This is a genomic window from Alsobacter sp., from assembly GCF_059501845.1.
On the sequence record NZ_JCACDK010000006.1, the window covers coordinates 46,273 to 62,048 of the forward strand.

13 protein-coding genes, 1 tRNA gene and 1 pseudogene are annotated in these 15,776 nt (G+C 68.4%); 9 read left to right on the top strand and 6 right to left on the bottom strand.

All coding sequences use genetic code 11. The features are described from left to right. Positions 1 to 140 precede the first annotated feature (140 nt). Together AC5JCN_RS06025 and AC5JCN_RS06030 are read right to left on the bottom strand one after the other, a co-directional pair. Positions 141 to 1,457, bottom strand: a complete 1,317-nt coding sequence (locus AC5JCN_RS06025; protein WP_495754127.1) for a tyrosine-type recombinase/integrase — start codon at positions 1,455 to 1,457, stop codon at positions 141 to 143. A gap of 410 nt (positions 1,458 to 1,867) precedes the next feature. Continuing rightward, positions 1,868 to 2,197 (bottom strand): hypothetical protein, encoded by a 330-nt coding sequence (locus tag AC5JCN_RS06030; protein WP_495754128.1) that lies wholly within the window; start codon positions 2,195 to 2,197, stop codon positions 1,868 to 1,870. A gap of 148 nt (positions 2,198 to 2,345) precedes the next feature. Between AC5JCN_RS06030 and AC5JCN_RS06035 the strand changes: the two genes are divergently transcribed. From AC5JCN_RS06035 to AC5JCN_RS06045, 3 genes are all read left to right on the top strand, one after another. Continuing rightward, complete coding sequence (locus AC5JCN_RS06035) at positions 2,346 to 2,897, top strand: hypothetical protein (protein ID WP_495754129.1); 552 nt, start codon at positions 2,346 to 2,348, stop codon at positions 2,895 to 2,897. Positions 2,898 to 2,990: 93 nt separating this feature from the next. Further along, positions 2,991 to 4,214: an MFS transporter gene (locus AC5JCN_RS06040; RefSeq protein ID WP_495754130.1), complete on the top strand. Its 1,224-nt coding sequence runs from the start codon at positions 2,991 to 2,993 to the stop codon at positions 4,212 to 4,214. Positions 4,215 to 4,227: 13 nt separating this feature from the next. Beyond that, a complete protein-coding gene (locus AC5JCN_RS06045) occupies positions 4,228 to 4,737 on the top strand; it encodes a DinB family protein (RefSeq protein ID WP_495754131.1) in 510 nt (169 codons plus the stop codon). A 13-nt stretch (positions 4,738 to 4,750) separates the two neighbouring features. On the opposite strand, the gene AC5JCN_RS06050 is transcribed toward AC5JCN_RS06045, so the two are convergent. Continuing rightward, positions 4,751 to 6,223, bottom strand: coding sequence for an MFS transporter (locus AC5JCN_RS06050; protein WP_495754132.1), 1,473 nt, complete (start codon positions 6,221 to 6,223; stop codon positions 4,751 to 4,753). A 193-nt stretch (positions 6,224 to 6,416) separates the two neighbouring features. On the opposite strand from AC5JCN_RS06050, the gene AC5JCN_RS06055 reads away from it, so the two are divergent. Further along, positions 6,417 to 7,832, top strand: a complete 1,416-nt coding sequence (locus AC5JCN_RS06055) for a DUF1800 domain-containing protein (RefSeq protein ID WP_495754133.1) — start codon at positions 6,417 to 6,419, stop codon at positions 7,830 to 7,832. A 13-nt stretch (positions 7,833 to 7,845) separates the two neighbouring features. Beyond that, entirely contained in the window at positions 7,846 to 9,060 is a 1,215-nt protein-coding gene (locus AC5JCN_RS06060; protein ID WP_495754134.1) for a DUF1501 domain-containing protein, read from the top strand. Between the two features lie 7 nt (positions 9,061 to 9,067). On the opposite strand, the gene AC5JCN_RS06065 is transcribed toward AC5JCN_RS06060, so the two are convergent. Further along, positions 9,068 to 9,517 (bottom strand): response regulator, encoded by a 450-nt coding sequence (locus AC5JCN_RS06065; protein ID WP_495754135.1) that lies wholly within the window; start codon positions 9,515 to 9,517, stop codon positions 9,068 to 9,070. Between the two features lie 208 nt (positions 9,518 to 9,725). Here AC5JCN_RS06065 and AC5JCN_RS06070 point away from each other — a divergent pair, with 208 nt between their 5' ends. Continuing rightward, positions 9,726 to 10,475, top strand: coding sequence for a glucose 1-dehydrogenase (locus AC5JCN_RS06070; protein ID WP_495754136.1), 750 nt, complete (start codon positions 9,726 to 9,728; stop codon positions 10,473 to 10,475). 6 nt (positions 10,476 to 10,481) lie between these two features. Here the strand turns inward: AC5JCN_RS06070 and AC5JCN_RS06075 are convergent, their stop codons facing one another. Next, positions 10,482 to 12,008, bottom strand: a complete 1,527-nt coding sequence (locus tag AC5JCN_RS06075; RefSeq protein WP_495754137.1) for a sugar transferase — start codon at positions 12,006 to 12,008, stop codon at positions 10,482 to 10,484. Positions 12,009 to 12,095: 87 nt separating this feature from the next. After that, positions 12,096 to 13,022, bottom strand: coding sequence for a DMT family transporter (locus tag AC5JCN_RS06080; protein ID WP_495754138.1), 927 nt, complete (start codon positions 13,020 to 13,022; stop codon positions 12,096 to 12,098). 153 nt (positions 13,023 to 13,175) lie between these two features. Here AC5JCN_RS06080 and AC5JCN_RS06085 point away from each other — a divergent pair. The 3 genes and pseudogenes from AC5JCN_RS06085 to AC5JCN_RS06095 all read left to right on the top strand — a co-directional run bounded on the left by AC5JCN_RS06085 (position 13,176) and on the right by AC5JCN_RS06095 (position 15,776). After that, positions 13,176 to 13,250, top strand: a tRNA-Glu gene (locus AC5JCN_RS06085). A 128-nt stretch (positions 13,251 to 13,378) separates the two neighbouring features. Continuing rightward, complete coding sequence (locus AC5JCN_RS06090; RefSeq protein ID WP_495754139.1) at positions 13,379 to 14,161, top strand: GntR family transcriptional regulator; 783 nt, start codon at positions 13,379 to 13,381, stop codon at positions 14,159 to 14,161. A 65-nt stretch (positions 14,162 to 14,226) separates the two neighbouring features. Next, positions 14,227 to 15,776, top strand: a pseudogene (locus AC5JCN_RS06095) (putative N-acetylmannosamine-6-phosphate 2-epimerase).

The following is a 15,776-nucleotide window of genomic DNA, read 5'->3' on the forward strand; positions in this document are numbered from 1 at the left end:
ATGTGCAGGTCGTTTAGTGATGTAAAGAAGCGGAATGGTTGCGATTGGTCATAATAGTGGACAGAACACACAAATCAGAGAGTTCTATTCTTTTCTGTACTGAATATGCGCATTTGCATTTCAGCACCGCGCGCATCTCCTTATGCGCGTCGAGGAAGAGTGATCACGTCCGCGCTCTTCACCGGGCGGCCGATGAGCTTCGACAGATGTGCGGCCCAGAGATCGAGGGCGGCCCGCTTCTCCCTTGCCCTGTCATGCATGTCGTAGACCGCGCCGTGCACGTCGCTGGCGATGTGGGCGAGCACACCCATCCGATCCTCCTTCGGCACGCCGAGCCGCGACATGCCCGTGGCGCACGTGCGGCGTAGGTCGTGCGGCGTCGGCGGGTTCGCCTTCAGGCTCTCGATCACCTGGCGATCCGGACCCTCGGCCTTCAGGCCTTCGATGAGCCGCTTCATGGCCTGCGACAGGGAGTGACGGGCGATTGTCTCGCGGGAGCCGTACTTGCTGGAGAAGAGGCCGCTGTCCAAGTCCGGCTCACCCTGCCGCCGCTTGGCCGCCGACTCGATGAGCTCCAGGGCCAATCCGGAGAGCGGCACCATGTGGGGCCGGCGAGACTTCATGAGCCATCCCGGCACCTCCCATCTCGCTTCGCTTGGGTTGTCCAGGTCCACCAGCATGCCTGTTGTGGCGCCCGTCACCATGCCAGGCCTGGCGCCGGTCACGAGCACGAAGCGGAGGGCGTCGGCCACGTCGCGCGTCACCTCCCTGGACTCGTCCAGGTGCTTCCAAAGGAATGCCACCTCGCGGTCGCTGAGATAGCGCTCCTTCGACTCCTCCTTCGCTCGCTTGCGCAGTCCGGCGATGGGATTGGTTTCGAGCTCGGCGCCTTCAACTGCCCAATTCAGGCAGGTGACCAATACGCTCTGCGTCCGGTTCGCGCTCACCGGCGCCGTCTCGGCGATCTTGTCGAGGAGGCGGATCACGTCCAGGCGGGTGATCGAGGCAGGAGCGCGAGAGCCCCAGGCGGCAATGGGACGGGCCAGGTATCCCTTGTCATTCGTCCAGCTGCTCTTGCGAGACTTCGCATAGGCCAGGTAGCGCTCGGCCAGGTCGGCGAACGTGGGGGCGTTGGCCTCCGCCTCCCGGGCGGCCTCCTCGGCGGCCTTGGCGGCCTGGCGCTCTCCCATGGGGTCGGCACCGTCCAGCACGCCGAGACGGTACCCGCTGGCCTTCTTCCGGGCGTCGGAGAGCGACAGGTCGTCAACCGTGCCGAGGCCTATGCGCTTGTATCCGAGCGCCGCCTTCGGCCTGTAGCGATAGGTCCACGTCGCCCGTCCGGACGGCATGACGCGAAGGCAGAGGCCGGGGGTGATCGTGTCCCAATACTCGGCGATGCCGGCTGCCGGCGGGTTGATGCCGCGGACGAATTGGGCGGTCAGAACGAGCTTGGGCATGCACTAGTCTCCACCTAGTCAGCGAGCAAATTGGGTTCAGATTGGGTCCAAACCGTCTTTACTCAGCTTTACGTCATAAAACGCAGTGTGGAGGAAATGTGCAGATGCGCAAGGGTTTATGAGACAACCTGATTCAAGCTGAAACAGGCTGAAACCGTGTTCTGGCAGTCTGGGGGACTAGGGGTCGTGGGTTCGAATCCCGCCACTCCGACCATTCCTTTTCCTGCCCTAAAAGCCCGGTGACGCAGAGCATCCGCGGCGTCGGCGACTTGGTTCGCCTGTCGTCGCCGAGGCGGGTCAAACCCGTGATCGCTCTTTTCGCCGCGGGTGGTGCGCTGTGATGTCTGCCTGATGGGCTTCCCGGGCCGTGCCGCCCGAGCAGCGGCGCGGCCCCGAAACGACGGCCTGTCTCAGCGCTGGGTGAAGAAGGTCATCAGCACCTTCCCCTTCTCGCCGATGATGCAGATCATGTGTCTCGGCTTGTCGGTCCGGTCCGTCTTCAGATAGGCGTCGCCGGTGACGACACCCCGGACAGGAACATCCTCGATCCGCGTATTCGCCTTGGCCACGATCAGGCTCTCCGCGTCGATGATGAGTTCCTTCACGTCAGGCGAAACTTCCTGAAGCGCGATCAGGCCCGATGCCTTGCATGCGGCGACTTCCGGCTCCGTCTGCGCGAGAACCGGCTGCGCGGCGAAGGCGAGGAACAGGACGGCGGCGGCGGGGAGATGGCGTTGCATCAGGCATCCTCGAGCGATGCCGGGCCGGCATCCGTCCCCTAACCACCTTGCCCCGCCGCCGTTCCCGCTGTTCTGCCGCCTCACGGCGAGGAACCTTGCTTCGGCTTTGCCGTTGTCGGCCGGCTTTAACGCGACAGCGGAGTTAGACATGGCGAAGTTCACCGGACTGGTCACACTGACGGGCGCAGCCCTGATCCTGGCACTTTCCCTGCCGGCAAACGCGCAGGGCATCGTCAAGGGCGCTGAAGAGGGTGCGAAGGTCGGCAATGACGCAGCCGGTCCGGTCGGCGGGGCCGTGGGCGGCGTGGCGGGTGGCGTGGCCGGCGGTGTCGTCGGTGGTGTGAAGGGCGTGCTCGGCATCCCGCAGGCGTCGGGTACGCGGAGCAAGCCGCGGCGGACCGCGATGCTGACGAGGACCACGCTGCGCTCTGAACTCGTCGGAAGGCCGCTGCCCTGGTCGAACGACGACGGATCGCAGAAGGGGACGACCGTCTTCTACACCGACGGCACGGCCGCGCTGACGGATTCAAATCTCGGCGCCGGGCCCACGGATGCCGGCCGATGGACGATCAAGAGCAACCGTCTCTGCGTAACCTGGGACAAGAACTGGCCGGGTGAGGAGCGCTGCTCGACCTGGACCCGCACCGGCAACGGCATGTTCCGCAGCTCCGACGGGATCGTCATCACTCCTCGCAGCTGAGGCCGCCGTCGCCACCGTCGGGGCCGCTGCGCACGCTGCGCTGTCCCGCGTGCATTGCGCGTCCGCCACAAGGCGGGCGTGCTAGTGGACGACATGCACGAAGGTTCACTGGCGCGGGAAAGCGTCTTTGCCGTCCGCGACTTCCGGCTGTTCTTTGCGGCCAGGTTCCTGACCGGCCTCGCCATGCAGGTGCAGAGCGTCGGCATCGGCTGGCTGGTCTACGACCGCACCGGCAGCGCGCTCGCCCTCGGGCTCGTCGGGCTCGCGACGTTCCTGCCGGCGCTCCTGCTTGTGCTGGTCACCGGCCATGTCGCCGACACGATCGACCGCCGCCGCATCCTCGTGACCTGCTGGGGCGTCATCGGCCTCGCAGCTCTCGGCCTCGTGGCCACCGCCGTTTCGACCACCGCCGGTGTGTGGCCGATCTACGCTTTGGCCGTCACCGTTGGGGCGTCGAGGGCCTTCGCCAATCCGGCGAGCCAGGCGCTGCTGCCCAACCTCGTTCCGAAGGAGCTCTTTCCATCCGCCGTGGCCTGGAATGCCTCCGCTTGGCAGTCGGCATCCATCGCCGGACCTGCCGTGGGTGGTCTGCTCTACGCCATAGGCCCAGGCGCCGTCTTCTCCGTCGCGGCCGCGTGCTTCATCGCCTCCGCCGCTCTCGTCCAGGCGTTGCGCACCAGGCCGGCGCCCCAGGTTCGCGAGAAGACGACACTCGGGACCCTTCTTGCCGGGATCGGCTACATCCGCAGCCATCCGGTGATCCTCGGGGCGATCTCGCTGGATCTTTTCGCGGTACTGCTCGGCGGCGCGACGGCCCTGCTGCCCATCTATGCCCGCGACATCCTGCTCACCGGGCCGCTCGGTCTCGGCCTGCTGCGCTGCATGCCGGCGGCCGGAGCCGTCGCGATGACCCTGGTCCTGGCACGCTTTCCCCTCAGGCGCCGGGCGGGGTCGATCATGTTCCTCGCCGTGGCGGTGTTCGGGGTGGCGACCATCGTCTTCGGCCTGTCGAACCAGATCGGCCTGTCGCTCGGGGCCTTGCTGGTACTGGGCGCGGCCGACATGGTGTCGGTCTATGTCCGCCAGACATTGGTTCAGGGCGAGACGCCGGACGCGATGCGCGGCCGTGTCGCCGCCGTGAACAGCATCTTCATCGGGGCGTCCAATGAGCTGGGGGAGTTCGAGTCCGGGGTGCTGGCGGCGATGATCGGGCCGGTCGGTGCCGTCGTGCTGGGCGGTGCCGGAACGCTGGCCGTCGCGGGTCTCTGGACACGCCTCTTCCCGGCGCTGTGGAAACGGGATCGTCTTATCGGGTGAGGGGAGAGCCGTCGTGATCAGCCCGTCCTATGTCCGCACCATGGCCGCCTACAACCAGACCATGAACGCCGGCCTCTTCGCTGCCGCGGCGCAGCTCGACGATGCCGCCCGCAGGGCGGATCGGGGTGTCTTCTGGAAATCGGTGCACGGCACGCTCGCCCACCTGCTGTGGGCGGACAGGATCCAGATGTCGCGGCTTGCGGGGTGGCCCGCGCCGGCGGAGAGCGTGCGCGAGAGCGGATCGACAGGGTTGCCTTTCGATCGGCTGGCCGGACTGCGTGCGGAAGTCGACGAGGCCTTGTGCGCCTGGGCGGCCGGCTTGGCCCCGGCCGACGTAGACGGCGAGATCGCCTGGTACTCCGGCGCGAAGCAGCAGCATGTGCGGACCAGCCGGGCACTCCTGATCGCGCACCTGTTCAACCACCAGACCCACCATCGCGGTCAGGTGCATGCGCTGCTGACAGGTGCGGGAGTTTCGACCGGGGACACCGACTTGTGGATCCTGGTGCCCGAGCCGCTGTGAAAGCAGAGCCGGCTCAGGCTGGCTTTGCCGATGCGCCCGTCCTCGCGGCGCCGGGCGCCGCAGGCCGGTTCTGGAACGCCGCCGCGGTGGCCGCCAGGAGGGCGAACACGGCGAGGAGGCCGAGGCTGTCGCGCACCGCGGCTAGCAGCACCGGCGCCGGCAGGAGGTGCGTGGCCGTGACCTCGCCCGTGGCAGAGGCGATGCGCCACGCCAGGACCGAGGACATCGCCGCGATGCCCATCGCCGTGCCGAAGGCCCGCATGAGGTTCAGGAGCCCGCCAGCCTGGCCGGCATGGTCGGGGGGCGCAGCCTTCAGAGTGGCGGCGTTGCTCGGCGCGATGAAGCAGCCGAGCCCGGCGCCGTAGAGTGCCAGGGCAGCCATCGACAGCGGCATTCCGGTAGAGCCCTGCGAGAGTCCAGCCCAGAGCGGGACGAGAGATGCGAGGCATAACGCCATGCCGGTGAGCATGACGGTACGGGGCCGCGTATCGGCCCAGCCTCCCGCAAATGGGGCGACGACCCCGAGTGCAACGGGAACGACGGCGAGGTGCAGTCCGGCCGCGAGCGGGCTGTCGCCGTAGCCCCTCACGAGGGCGAACGACATCGCGAAAAACATGCCGTAGAGCATTGCATACGACAGCAGCACGGCCGCAGTGCCCGCCGAAAACCCGCGGGAGCGGAACAGGTCGAGGTTCAGGAGCGGGCTTTCCGTCCGGCGCTCGCGAACCACAAACGCCCACGCCAGCGCCGCGGCCACGAGGGCCAGAATGACCACCGGCGCGCCTCCCCAAGACTGCACCTTGGTGATGGCGAGCAGGGATGCGGCAAGGCACGGCACGAGCAGCAACGCTCCCGGCACGTCGAAAGGCTTGCGCTGCCCCTTTTGGGGATCGGCCGGCACCAGGATCCAGCCCAGGACCGCTGCCAACGCCGCGACCGGCACGGTGACCCAGAAGATCCAGTGCCATGAGAGTCCCGCCAGGATCAGGCCGCCCAGGGCTGGGCCGGCGCAAACCCCGACGGCCTGCGCCGCGGCGAACACGCCCATGGCGCGGCCCCGGAGCGCGGGACCGGCGGCTCCCACCAGAATCACGACGCTGTTGGCGCCGAGCAAGGCGCCGCTGATGCCCTGCATGATCCGGAATCCGATCAGCCATTCGAGGCTCGGAGCGACGCCGCACAGGGCGGAGAACAAGCCGAACAGGACAAAGCCCGTCACGTACATGGCCTTGCGACCGCCCGTCTCGGCGAGCCGCGCATAGACCGGCAAGGCTGCCGCGAAAGCCAGGCTGTAGGCGATGGCGACCCAGCCCACGGCATCGAGTCGCGAGTCGAACGCCTGCTCGAGGGCCGGCAGTCCGAGTTGCACGATGCTGGCGTCGACCTGGCCGGCGAAAGCGCCCAGGCAGGTGGTCAGGATCACAGGCCATGGCGAGGCAGAACCGGCCACGGGCGCTGCCGAGGGCCGGGTGACGTCGTCGCGCATCGAGACACGTTCCGATTGCAGTCTGCTCAGCGTGACCCGCTCGGCCGGTACAGTCAAAGGTCGGACGTTATCGAAGAGGTCACCCTGTGATCGCGCAGCCGTGATCCCGCCCGGAATTCGTCCTTTCCGCCGCCGTTTTCCCAACACTGTTCCGGCTGTAGGTGGGCCGGCTGGAAGTTGCATGGACGTCAGGATGCCATCGGAACCTGCTCACGCCCTCGTCGCACTGCACCGCTTCGGACTCGGCGCCCGACCCGGTGATCCCGGACTGCTGCAGGGCGATCCGAAGGGCTACGTTCACGCCCAACTCGGCAACCGTGCCAGTGCACTTCTGACCGGTGACGGCCTGCTTCCCGGCGAGGAAGCATTCAGGAGGCACCGGGCCTACGAGCTGCGCCGCGAGGAGGCGCGCGTGGTGGTCGCGGATTCTCGGCAACCGACCAGGCCGTCGCAGGCCATCGCGATGATGGTCGCCCCGACACAGATGCCCAACGACGAGCCCTCCGTCACTGAGCAGGTTTTCAAGGCGGAGATCACGGCCCGATACGCACGCCTCGCGTCTTCCCCCGACGGGCTGATCGAGCGGCTCGTCGCCTTCTGGTCGAACCACTTCGCTGTGTCGATTTCGAAGGCGGGTTCGGTGAGAGTGCTCGCCGGAGCCTTCGAGCGCGAGGCTATCCGTCCCCACCTGCTTGGGCGGTTCGCCGACATGCTGGTCGCGGTCGAAACGCATCCGGCGATGCTGTTCAACCTCGACAACGCGCAGTCCGTCGGGCCTCGGTCCCGCAACGGGCGGAACGGCCGGAAGGGACTGAACGAGAACCTCGCCAGGGAGGTCATGGAGCTGCATACGCTCGGGGTCGATGGCGGCTACACCCAGGCCGATGTGACCAGCCTCGCCCGGATCATCACCGGCTGGACGGTGTCATCGCCGGACGAAGACAGCCTCTATGGCGGCCGCTTCACCTTTGCGCCCGCGCGTCATGAGCCCGGTGCACAGACCGTGATGGGAGCGGCCTACGAGCAGGCCGGTTACGACCAGGGCCGTGCTGCGCTCGAAGCGCTCGCCGTCCACCCGGCAACAGCGAGGCACCTGGCCCGCAAGCTGGCGTCGCACTTCATCGCGGACCAGCCGCCCCAGGCAGTGGTGGACCGGCTCACCGCCCGCTATCTCGACAGCGGCGGCGATCTTGCCGTGGTGACGGCCGCGCTGGTCGAGGCGGAAGAGGCCTGGACTGTCCCGCTGGGCAAGGTGCGCCAGCCCTGGGAGTTCGTGGTGGCGGCCCTGCGCGCGACAGGCATGCCGGCCGATTTTCGAGCGGTCAACGGCGCACTCGCCGCCCTGGGGCAGCCCATCTGGGATCCGCCGGGACCGAATGGCTGGCCGGACACGACACAGGCCTGGGTTTCCCCAAAGGGCCTGGAAGCCCGTCTCGACCTCGCTGCCGACTGGGGACGCCGCAACGCCTCGCTCGATCCGGTCGCACTCGTGCCGGCACTGTTCGGCAGCGATGCCTCTGCGGAGACCAGGCAGGCGATTGCCCGGGCCGAGAGCCGGCAGCAGGGCCTCGCGATCCTCTTCATGTCGCCCGAATTCCAGCGCCGCTGACGCGGAGGCCAGCATGACCAGTTCCATCCTTCACCCGACGCGCCGTGGCCTGCTCGGAGTGGGCGCATCCTTTGCCGCCTGGGCGTACATGCCGCGAATTGCGTCCGCAGCCGGGCGGGATCCGCGGTTCGTGGTGATCGTGCTGCGCGGGGCTCTCGATGGACTGTCCGCCGTCGCGCCTGTCGGCGATCCCGACTACGCCTCCCTGCGAGAGACGATCGCCCTGTCGGTCTCGGGCGATCACCCGGCGTTTTCGCTCGACGGGTTTTTTGCCCTGCATCCCGCGATGCCCGAGTTTGCACGCCTCTACCGGGCGGGGCACGCGCTCGTCGTTCACGCCGTTGCGACGCCCTATCGCGAGCGGTCGCATTTCGATGGCCAGGATGTGCTCGAGAGCGGGCAGCCCGGTCCCGGCGTGACGGCGTCGGGCTGGCTCAACCGGGCCTTGTCGGTCCTCCCCGAGGGCGAGCGCGTCGCGCCGGTGGGAGGCCTGGGCGTCGGCGCCGTGACACCCCTGGTGATGCGCGGACCGGCCAAGGTGCTGGGTTGGGCGCCCGATGGTTTGCGCAGGGCCGACGATGACACGGCCCGGCGTATCCTGGCGCTCTACCAGCATTCCGACCCCGGCCTGGGCGAAGCGCTCGCGGCGGGTCTGCGAACCGAAACCATGGCGGCGGGTATGGGGGCCACGAAGCCGGCGGGAATGGCGACAGCGCAGGGCATGAAGAGCGCCGCCTCCGGCGCGGCGGCACTGCTGGCCCGGGACGATGGCCCGCGGCTGGCTGCATTGGCCTTTGACGGCTGGGACACGCATGCCGACGAGGGTGGCGCCACCGGACGCCTCGCCCAGCTTCTGGGAGGCCTCGACGGCGCCATGGCGACGCTGGAACAGGGGCTCGGGCCGGCGTGGCGGGACACCGTCGTGCTCGCCGTCACTGAATTCGGCCGCACCGCCCGCGTCAACGGCACCGTCGGTACGGATCACGGAACTGCGACCGTCGCCTTCCTCGCAGGTGGCGCGGTGAAGGGCGGCAGGGTCATTGCAGACTGGCCGGGGCTGAAGGAGGCAAACCTCTTCGAGGGAAGGGACCTGATGCCCACCCGCGACCTCCGGTCCGTCGCCATGGGTGTCCTCGCGGACCATTTCGGCTTGCCGCCCGTACAACTGGGGCAGACGGTCTTTCCAGGTGCGACGGGCATCGTGCCACTCACCGGCCTCGTCGGCTGACCCGCCGTCAGGCCCGCCGGATGGAGGCCGGGCGTACGAGGCCCTGGCTCTCGGGGAGCGCGGCCGATACGTGATCCCACAGCATGCGGGGGCTGAAAGGCTTGCGAAGCAGCGAGTTGATCCTGAGCTGGTGTGCCTTGTCGACAACGGACACCGTCGGCAGCGAGGTCAGCGCCACGATCGGGACATCGGGGCAGGACGACCGCCTGGGGTCGCGAATGATGCGCACCAGCTCGTCGCAGGTCCCTTCCGGCAGGTACCAGTCGACAAGGATCAGCCCCGGCGTGGCCTTCTTCAGCGCCGCCAAAGCCTCCAGCATGTCCCCGGCATCGACGATGCTGCGCAGCCCGAGTTCAAAAAGCATGCGCCTGACCATGGTGCGCACAGGCGAGCTGTCGTCGATGACGAGGACGGGCGTCGACTGGAGATGCTGGCGCATGAGGGCAGTAGAGCTCATGCGTCCAGTCAAGCTTATCCAGCTTAAAATTCGGCTGAGGTTATTGCGCGAGAGCACGGCTGTTTCGGCCGTGCAAGCGCAGGCTGGATCGTGAAGACCGCGCTCAGACGCTCAACTGCAAGATCGTCGTGGACGCGACACTGCGCTTTCCGCAAGCATGTCGTCACGGCCGGGCCATGGCCCCTGAACGTCTTAAAAGGAGCGTTGCATGAGGCTGCAAGGCAAGTCGGCACTGGTGACGGGAGCCGCATCCGGCTTCGGGGCGGAGATCGCGCGAACCTTCGCCCGCGAAGGCGCCCGCGTGGTTCTGCTCGACCTCAACGGAGAGGGCGCGGCGTCAGTCGCGGCCGGGATCGGTCCTGAGGCAGTGGCCGTTCGCGGGGACGTCACTCTCGCCGGCGACATCGAGAAGGCCGTGGCCGCGGCGCTCGCCCATGGCGGGAGCCTCGATATCGTCGTCAACAATGCCGGCTGGACGCACCGCAACAAGCCCGCGCTGGATGTCACGGAGGAGGAGTTCGACCGCGTGTTCGCGATCAACATGCGGTCGATCTACCTCATGACGAAGGCTGCCGTGCCGGTGATGCGGGACAAGGGCGGGGGCGTGATGCTGAACATCGGCTCGACCGCAGGCATCCGGCCGCGCCCCGGTCTCACCTGGTACAACGCCTCGAAAGGCGCCGTGAACCTCGTCTCCCGCTCGCTTGCGGTTGAACTCGCGCCCGACCGCATCCGGGTCAACTGCGTCGCTCCCGTCATGGGCGCGACCGGCATGCTGGAGCAGTTCATGGGCATGCCCGACACACCCGAGAACCGCGCCCGCTTCATCGCCACGATACCGCTCGGACGCCTCTCGGAACCTGCCGACGTCGCCAGCGCCTGCGTCTACTTCGCCTCGGACGAGGCTGGGTTCATCACGGGCGTGGTGCTCGAGGTGGATGGCGGCCGGACGATCTGAACGGAGTCATTCGCGCCCGGCGCGCAGACGCGCCAGCGGTGTCATGGCGAGGATGTAGAGGTCGAGAAGCATCGACCAGTTCTCGATGTAGTAGAGGTCGTGCTCGATGCGGCCCTGCGCGGCCGAGGTCTGGTCTATCTCGGACCCACCCGCCTGGATCTGAGCCCAGCCTGTCAGGCCGGGCTTTACCCTGTGCCGGGCGAAGTATCCGTTCACGACGGCATCGCACTCGGTCCCCGACCTCGGCAGTGGCGGGTGCGGAGCTGGGCCCACCAGCGACAGCGAATGGGAGAAGACGACGGTCAGAAGCTGCGGCAGCGAAGCGATGCCGGTACGGCCGATCAGCTGCGCCAGGGCGCGTGCGCGCAGCGCCAACCTGGACGGCGGCGGGCCTTCCGCGGACTCCACTTCGTCCGGAATGCGGAAGCGCAGGACCTGGATGACCTCGCTGTTGAAGCCGTAGCGCTCTTCACGGACCAGCAGTGGCCCGGGGCCTGAGAGCCGGAGCGTGATGGCGGTCAGCAGCATGACCGGGGCGAGGAGCGCCAACAGCACCAGCCCGACGACCCTGTCGAATGCGCCTTTCAACACCGCGTCCCAGTCGGTGACGGGGCGGTCGGCCACGTCAACGACCGGAATCCCGCCGACGCGGGAATAGCAGCGGCTCCGCAGCCGCAACCGGCTCTGGTGCGCCGACAGCCGAATGTCGACCGGCAGCATCAAGAGCTTGCGGAGCATGGCGAGGATGCGGTCCTCAGCCGTGACCGGCAGGGTGAAAAGCACCAGATCGACCGGAACGCGCCGGACGAATTCGACGAGGTCGTCCGTATTGCCAAGCTTCGGACAGGCAGGGAGCGCATCCGGTGATCTTGTATCGTCGCGGTCGTCGAAATACCCGAGGACACGGACATCGTGCGCGGGCCCGGCAGCAAGCGCCCGGAGCAGTGCCTGCGCGGGTGCCCCGCCGCCGACAAGCACTGTACGACGCTCGAGGAGACCGCCGCGCATGGCCTCGCCCAGGATCAGGGCTGCCGCCAGGCGCACCGACGCGAGCGCCGCCGTCGCGGCGCAGAGGAAGGCTCCCCACCACGCCGGATCGGGCGCCAGCCGCCCTGTCGTGGCCAGTGTGAGGAGCAGGGATGTCACGACGACCGCTGACCAGGCCGCGCCGGCCCGGACGCCCGCGGCAGCGCAGAGCAGCAGTGCACGCACATCGTAGAGACCGGCCGCTCGGAAGGCGAGGGCGGTGCCGGCGCCGATGACCGACGCCAGCAGCGTTGCCACCAGCACGCCCGTCGCATTCGACCCGGCCAGCACCGCGCAGGCGGCGCCCGCGCCGGAGACCACCAGGATATCTGCGATGGCCGCGAGGCCTGCGACGACTCGGGGCGACCAGGAGCGCCGCCAGACCCGGGAAGCCAGGTCCTCGGCTGCCGGGCAGAGCCTGCGCCGATTGAGAAAAGGAGCGGGAGGCAGGGCATAGCGGTCCCGGCCCGGCGGGGCAGTGATGCGTTCGATGCCCTGATCGGCCATCGCAAGCCACTTTCGCGCATGAAAACTGCGCCTGCGACTTATAATTGCAGGCTGCCCGGAGCCTAGGCCGGTGCCGTAACGGAAGCGTTAACCCTGGCGGCGCGCGGCACGCTGCTCGGCAAGGAAGATGTACAGGCCGGCGGCAACGATGACGGCCGAGCCGGCAAAGACGGCCATAGCCGGGATGTCGCCGAAGACCAGCCAGCCCAGCAGCACGGCCCACGCGATCTGCGTATACTGGTACGGCACGACCACCGCGGCGGGGGCCAGCTTCAGCGCGCGATTGACGCAGAGATAGGCCAGCGCCGAAACCACGCCCAGAAGGGCGAGCAGCGCGAGGTCCGGCCATGTCGGCGTCGCCCAGCCGAACGGCGCGATGACGAGGCCGAAGAGGAGGGCGCCCACGGTTTGCCAGCTGATCAGAACGGCGTCGCTGGTGCCGCGCAGCCGTCGCGTGACGATGAGCAGCAGCGCGAACATCAGGCTGCCGACGAGCGCGATCAGCGATGGCCAGGCAATGGTGTCCGCGGAGGGCCGCATGGCGATGACGACGCCGCAGAAGCCGATGAGAATGGCGATCCACTGCCGCCAGTCGACCTTCTCGCCCAGCAGCGGGCCGGAGAGGGCGGCCACCCAGATCGGGCCGGAGAGATAGATCGTGACGACGTCGGCGAGCGGAAGATACGAGACGCAGAGATAGAAGCAGGCGACCTCGGCCGTCCCCAGCGCGACCCGAAGGATCTGCGTCCGCAGGTTCGGCGGATGCAGGATTTCGGCCCAGCCCTGCCGCGCCATCATCGGCGTGAGCATGATGAGCGCCGCGACGGAGCGAATGAACAGGATCTGCCCGACGCCATAGGTCGCGACGAGCCATTTGCCGAGCACGTCGTTGGCAACGAACATGAAGATGCCGACGAGCATGAAGGCGATGCCGAGCAGCGCCGAAGACTCCGCTGTCCGGCTCGCACCGCGTGTTCCGCTGCCCGCTCCCGCGGGTCCCGTCTCGGCGCTCATGATGCCCGTGTCGCTTCCGTCCCGGCCGGCCCCTCTCGACCGGGAGCGCTGGCTCCTCATAGCCGGTCGAGGGACGCGAGGCGAGCCCGGCCACCCCTTGTCGCGCGTGGCGAAGCCCCCTATAAGCGCGGTGCCTGGCTGGGGCCGGGACAGGCGCTCTTCGTCTATCGGTTAGGACGCGACCCTTTCAAGGTCGAGAGACGGGTTCGACTCCCGTAGAGCGCGCCACCTCATCGCGTTTTGCGCGACATGCCGGCCATCATCCCAGCCGTTCCAAAAGCAACTGCCGGTAGCTTTGCGAGGCGTCTGCCGCCATGCGTCTTGCCCCGGCGAATGCGATTGCTCCATATGGCGCCATGTCCATCGTCCGCATGACGCCGGGATCGCCGGCAGACCTGCTCATCGGCCACCTCGGCCAGGCGGTGGGTGCCCTCGACGACCACACTGCGCTCTACCGGCGTCTCGCCGACGGCATCCGCGAGGCGATCGCGCAGGGGGTGATCGCTCCCGGCTCGGCCCTGCCGGGCGAGCGCGAACTGGCGCAGCGCCTGTCTCTGTCTCGCGTGACCATCCGAAGCGCGATCGAGCTGCTCGTCAGTGAACGCGTGCTGGTGCGCCGCCATGGTGCGAGGACCAGCGTCGCCCGCTCCGTCGTGAAGCCGCTCTCCAGTCTGAATGGCTTCTCCGAGGACATGCGCGCCCGCGGGTTCGAACCAGGCGGCATCTGGCTGCGGCGCTGCGTTGCCGTGGCCACCCCGGCCGAGGCCATGGCGCTCGGCCTGTCTCCCGGCCAGGAGGTCTGCCGCCTGATGCGGCTCCGCACGGCCGACGGCGTGCCGCTGGCTATCGAGCGTGTCGCCGTGCCTAGCATTTTCCTGCCGTCGCCGGACCTCGTGACGGATTCTCTCTACGCCGTGCTCGACAGGCTCGGCTTCATGCCGCAGCGCGCGCTGCAACGCATTCGCGCCGGCAGCGCCAGCGCCGAGGATGCCGCGCACCTCGACATCGATCACGGTGCGCCGCTTCTTCTTATGGAGCGGCGCTGCGCGCTCGAGGACGGCCGCATCGTCGAGTTCACGGAATCCCGGTATCGCGGTGACAGCTACGACTTCATCGTGGAAACGAGCCGCACCGCCTGAGCACTGGTTCTGAACTGGTCTTGTCAGGCCCGGCGTCGTGCCCTTAGACTGGCTTTGTCGGAGGTCTGATGCACCCTCTGCTTGCCAGTCTCGCCAATCGCCTTGTCGTGTCCTGCCAGCCCGTGACAGGCGGTCCGCTGGACAGTCCGGCTATCGTGGCCGCCTACGTCCGGGCCGTGGAGGCCGGCGGTGCCGCGGGTGTCCGGATCGAAGGATTCGAGAACGTCCGGGCGGCCCGTGCCGCGACCACTCTTCCTGTGATCGGGCTGGTGAAGCGCGATCTGGATGCCTCCCCCGTGCGCATCACGCCGTTTGCCGACGATGTCGTCCGGCTCGCCGATCTCGGTGCTGACATCGTCGCTTTCGACGCAACGGCGCGCACCAGACTGGCGCCCGTCGCCGACCTCGCCAGTCTCGCCCATTCCCGCGGGCGGTTGGCCATGGCGGACATCGCCACGATCGAGGAGGCCGTTGCTGCTGTCGAGGCGGGATGCGACGTGGTCGGGACGACCCTGTCCGGCTACACGGGAGGCCCAACGCCCGACGGCCCCGACTTCGATTTGCTTTCCGCCATCGCCGCCCGCGGCATCCCGGTAATTGCCGAAGGCCGGATCCGGACGCCGGCGGAAGCTGGCGAGGCGATGCGGCGGGGCGCGCTGGCGGTGGTCGTGGGATCGGCCATCACCCGGCCCGAGCATGCGACGGAGTGGTTCGCCGACGCCGTCCGGTCCGGTGCCGCGTCGAGGCCTCGCCCGTGAGCGCGCCGGTGCTCGCCCTGGACGTCGGCGGCACCAAGATGCTCGCTGCCCTCGTTTCCGGAGGGCAGGTGCTGGAGGCACGGACGATTGGCACGCCACGGGACAATGCGCCGGATCGGTGGTGCGATTCACTGGCCGCGCTCGCCGAGCCGTGGACGGGACGCTTCGCCCACGCCGGGCTCGCGCTGACCGGAGGCATCGTCGACGGACGCTGGTTCGCGCTCAACCCGGCGACACTCCCGGTTCCCGCGGGCTTCCCGGTCGTGGACGAGATGCGGCGACGCCTCGGCGTGCCTGTGCGGGCCTGCAACGACGCGCAGGCTGCGGCGTGGGGGGAATTTCGCCATGGAGCGGGGAGGGGACGCGACATCGTCTTCCTCACCGTGTCGACCGGCATCGGGGGCGGCATCGTCTCGGGCGGGCGTCTGCTCTCTGGTCGGTCCGGACTCGCCGGGCATGTCGGCCAGATCCGCCTCGCCTCGGCCGACGGATCGGCCCGGCTGGAGGATCTCGTCGCCGGCCGTGCGGTGGCCGGGGCTGCCGATGGCCGTGCAGCCGACGCGGCCGGCGTTGCGGATGCAGCCTTCGTCCGCGGAGAGGCGTGGGCCCTCGCCATCATGGACGTGTCCGCGGCACTGCTGGCGCGAGCAGTCTCGGACCTGCAGCTTCTCTTCGATCCCGACCTCGTCGTCATCGGCGGCGGACTGGGACTGAATGCCGATTACCGCCGGCGGCTGGTCCACGCGGTCGAAAGCCTGCCCGACGTGCTGCGGCCCACGGTCGTCGCCGCCGAACTGGGTGTAAACGCCGGGGTGGTCGGCGTTGCCGCCCTCGCCGGCGAAGCCAACGAAGGTTGA

Coding starts and splice junctions, on each gene's coding strand:
- AC5JCN_RS06025 (WP_495754127.1), bottom strand. CDS start 1,457: ATGCCCAAGCTCGTTCTGACCGCCCAATTCGTCCGCGGCATCAACCCG.
- AC5JCN_RS06030 (WP_495754128.1), bottom strand. CDS start 2,197: ATGCAACGCCATCTCCCCGCCGCCGCCGTCCTGTTCCTCGCCTTCGCC.
- AC5JCN_RS06035 (WP_495754129.1), top strand. CDS start 2,346: ATGGCGAAGTTCACCGGACTGGTCACACTGACGGGCGCAGCCCTGATC.
- AC5JCN_RS06040 (WP_495754130.1), top strand. CDS start 2,991: ATGCACGAAGGTTCACTGGCGCGGGAAAGCGTCTTTGCCGTCCGCGAC.
- AC5JCN_RS06050 (WP_495754132.1), bottom strand. CDS start 6,223: ATGCGCGACGACGTCACCCGGCCCTCGGCAGCGCCCGTGGCCGGTTCT.
- AC5JCN_RS06055 (WP_495754133.1), top strand. CDS start 6,417: ATGCCATCGGAACCTGCTCACGCCCTCGTCGCACTGCACCGCTTCGGA.
- AC5JCN_RS06060 (WP_495754134.1), top strand. CDS start 7,846: ATGACCAGTTCCATCCTTCACCCGACGCGCCGTGGCCTGCTCGGAGTG.
- AC5JCN_RS06065 (WP_495754135.1), bottom strand. CDS start 9,517: ATGAGCTCTACTGCCCTCATGCGCCAGCATCTCCAGTCGACGCCCGTC.
- AC5JCN_RS06070 (WP_495754136.1), top strand. CDS start 9,726: ATGAGGCTGCAAGGCAAGTCGGCACTGGTGACGGGAGCCGCATCCGGC.
- AC5JCN_RS06075 (WP_495754137.1), bottom strand. CDS start 12,008: ATGGCCGATCAGGGCATCGAACGCATCACTGCCCCGCCGGGCCGGGAC.
- AC5JCN_RS06080 (WP_495754138.1), bottom strand. CDS start 13,022: ATGAGCGCCGAGACGGGACCCGCGGGAGCGGGCAGCGGAACACGCGGT.
- AC5JCN_RS06090 (WP_495754139.1), top strand. CDS start 13,379: ATGTCCATCGTCCGCATGACGCCGGGATCGCCGGCAGACCTGCTCATC.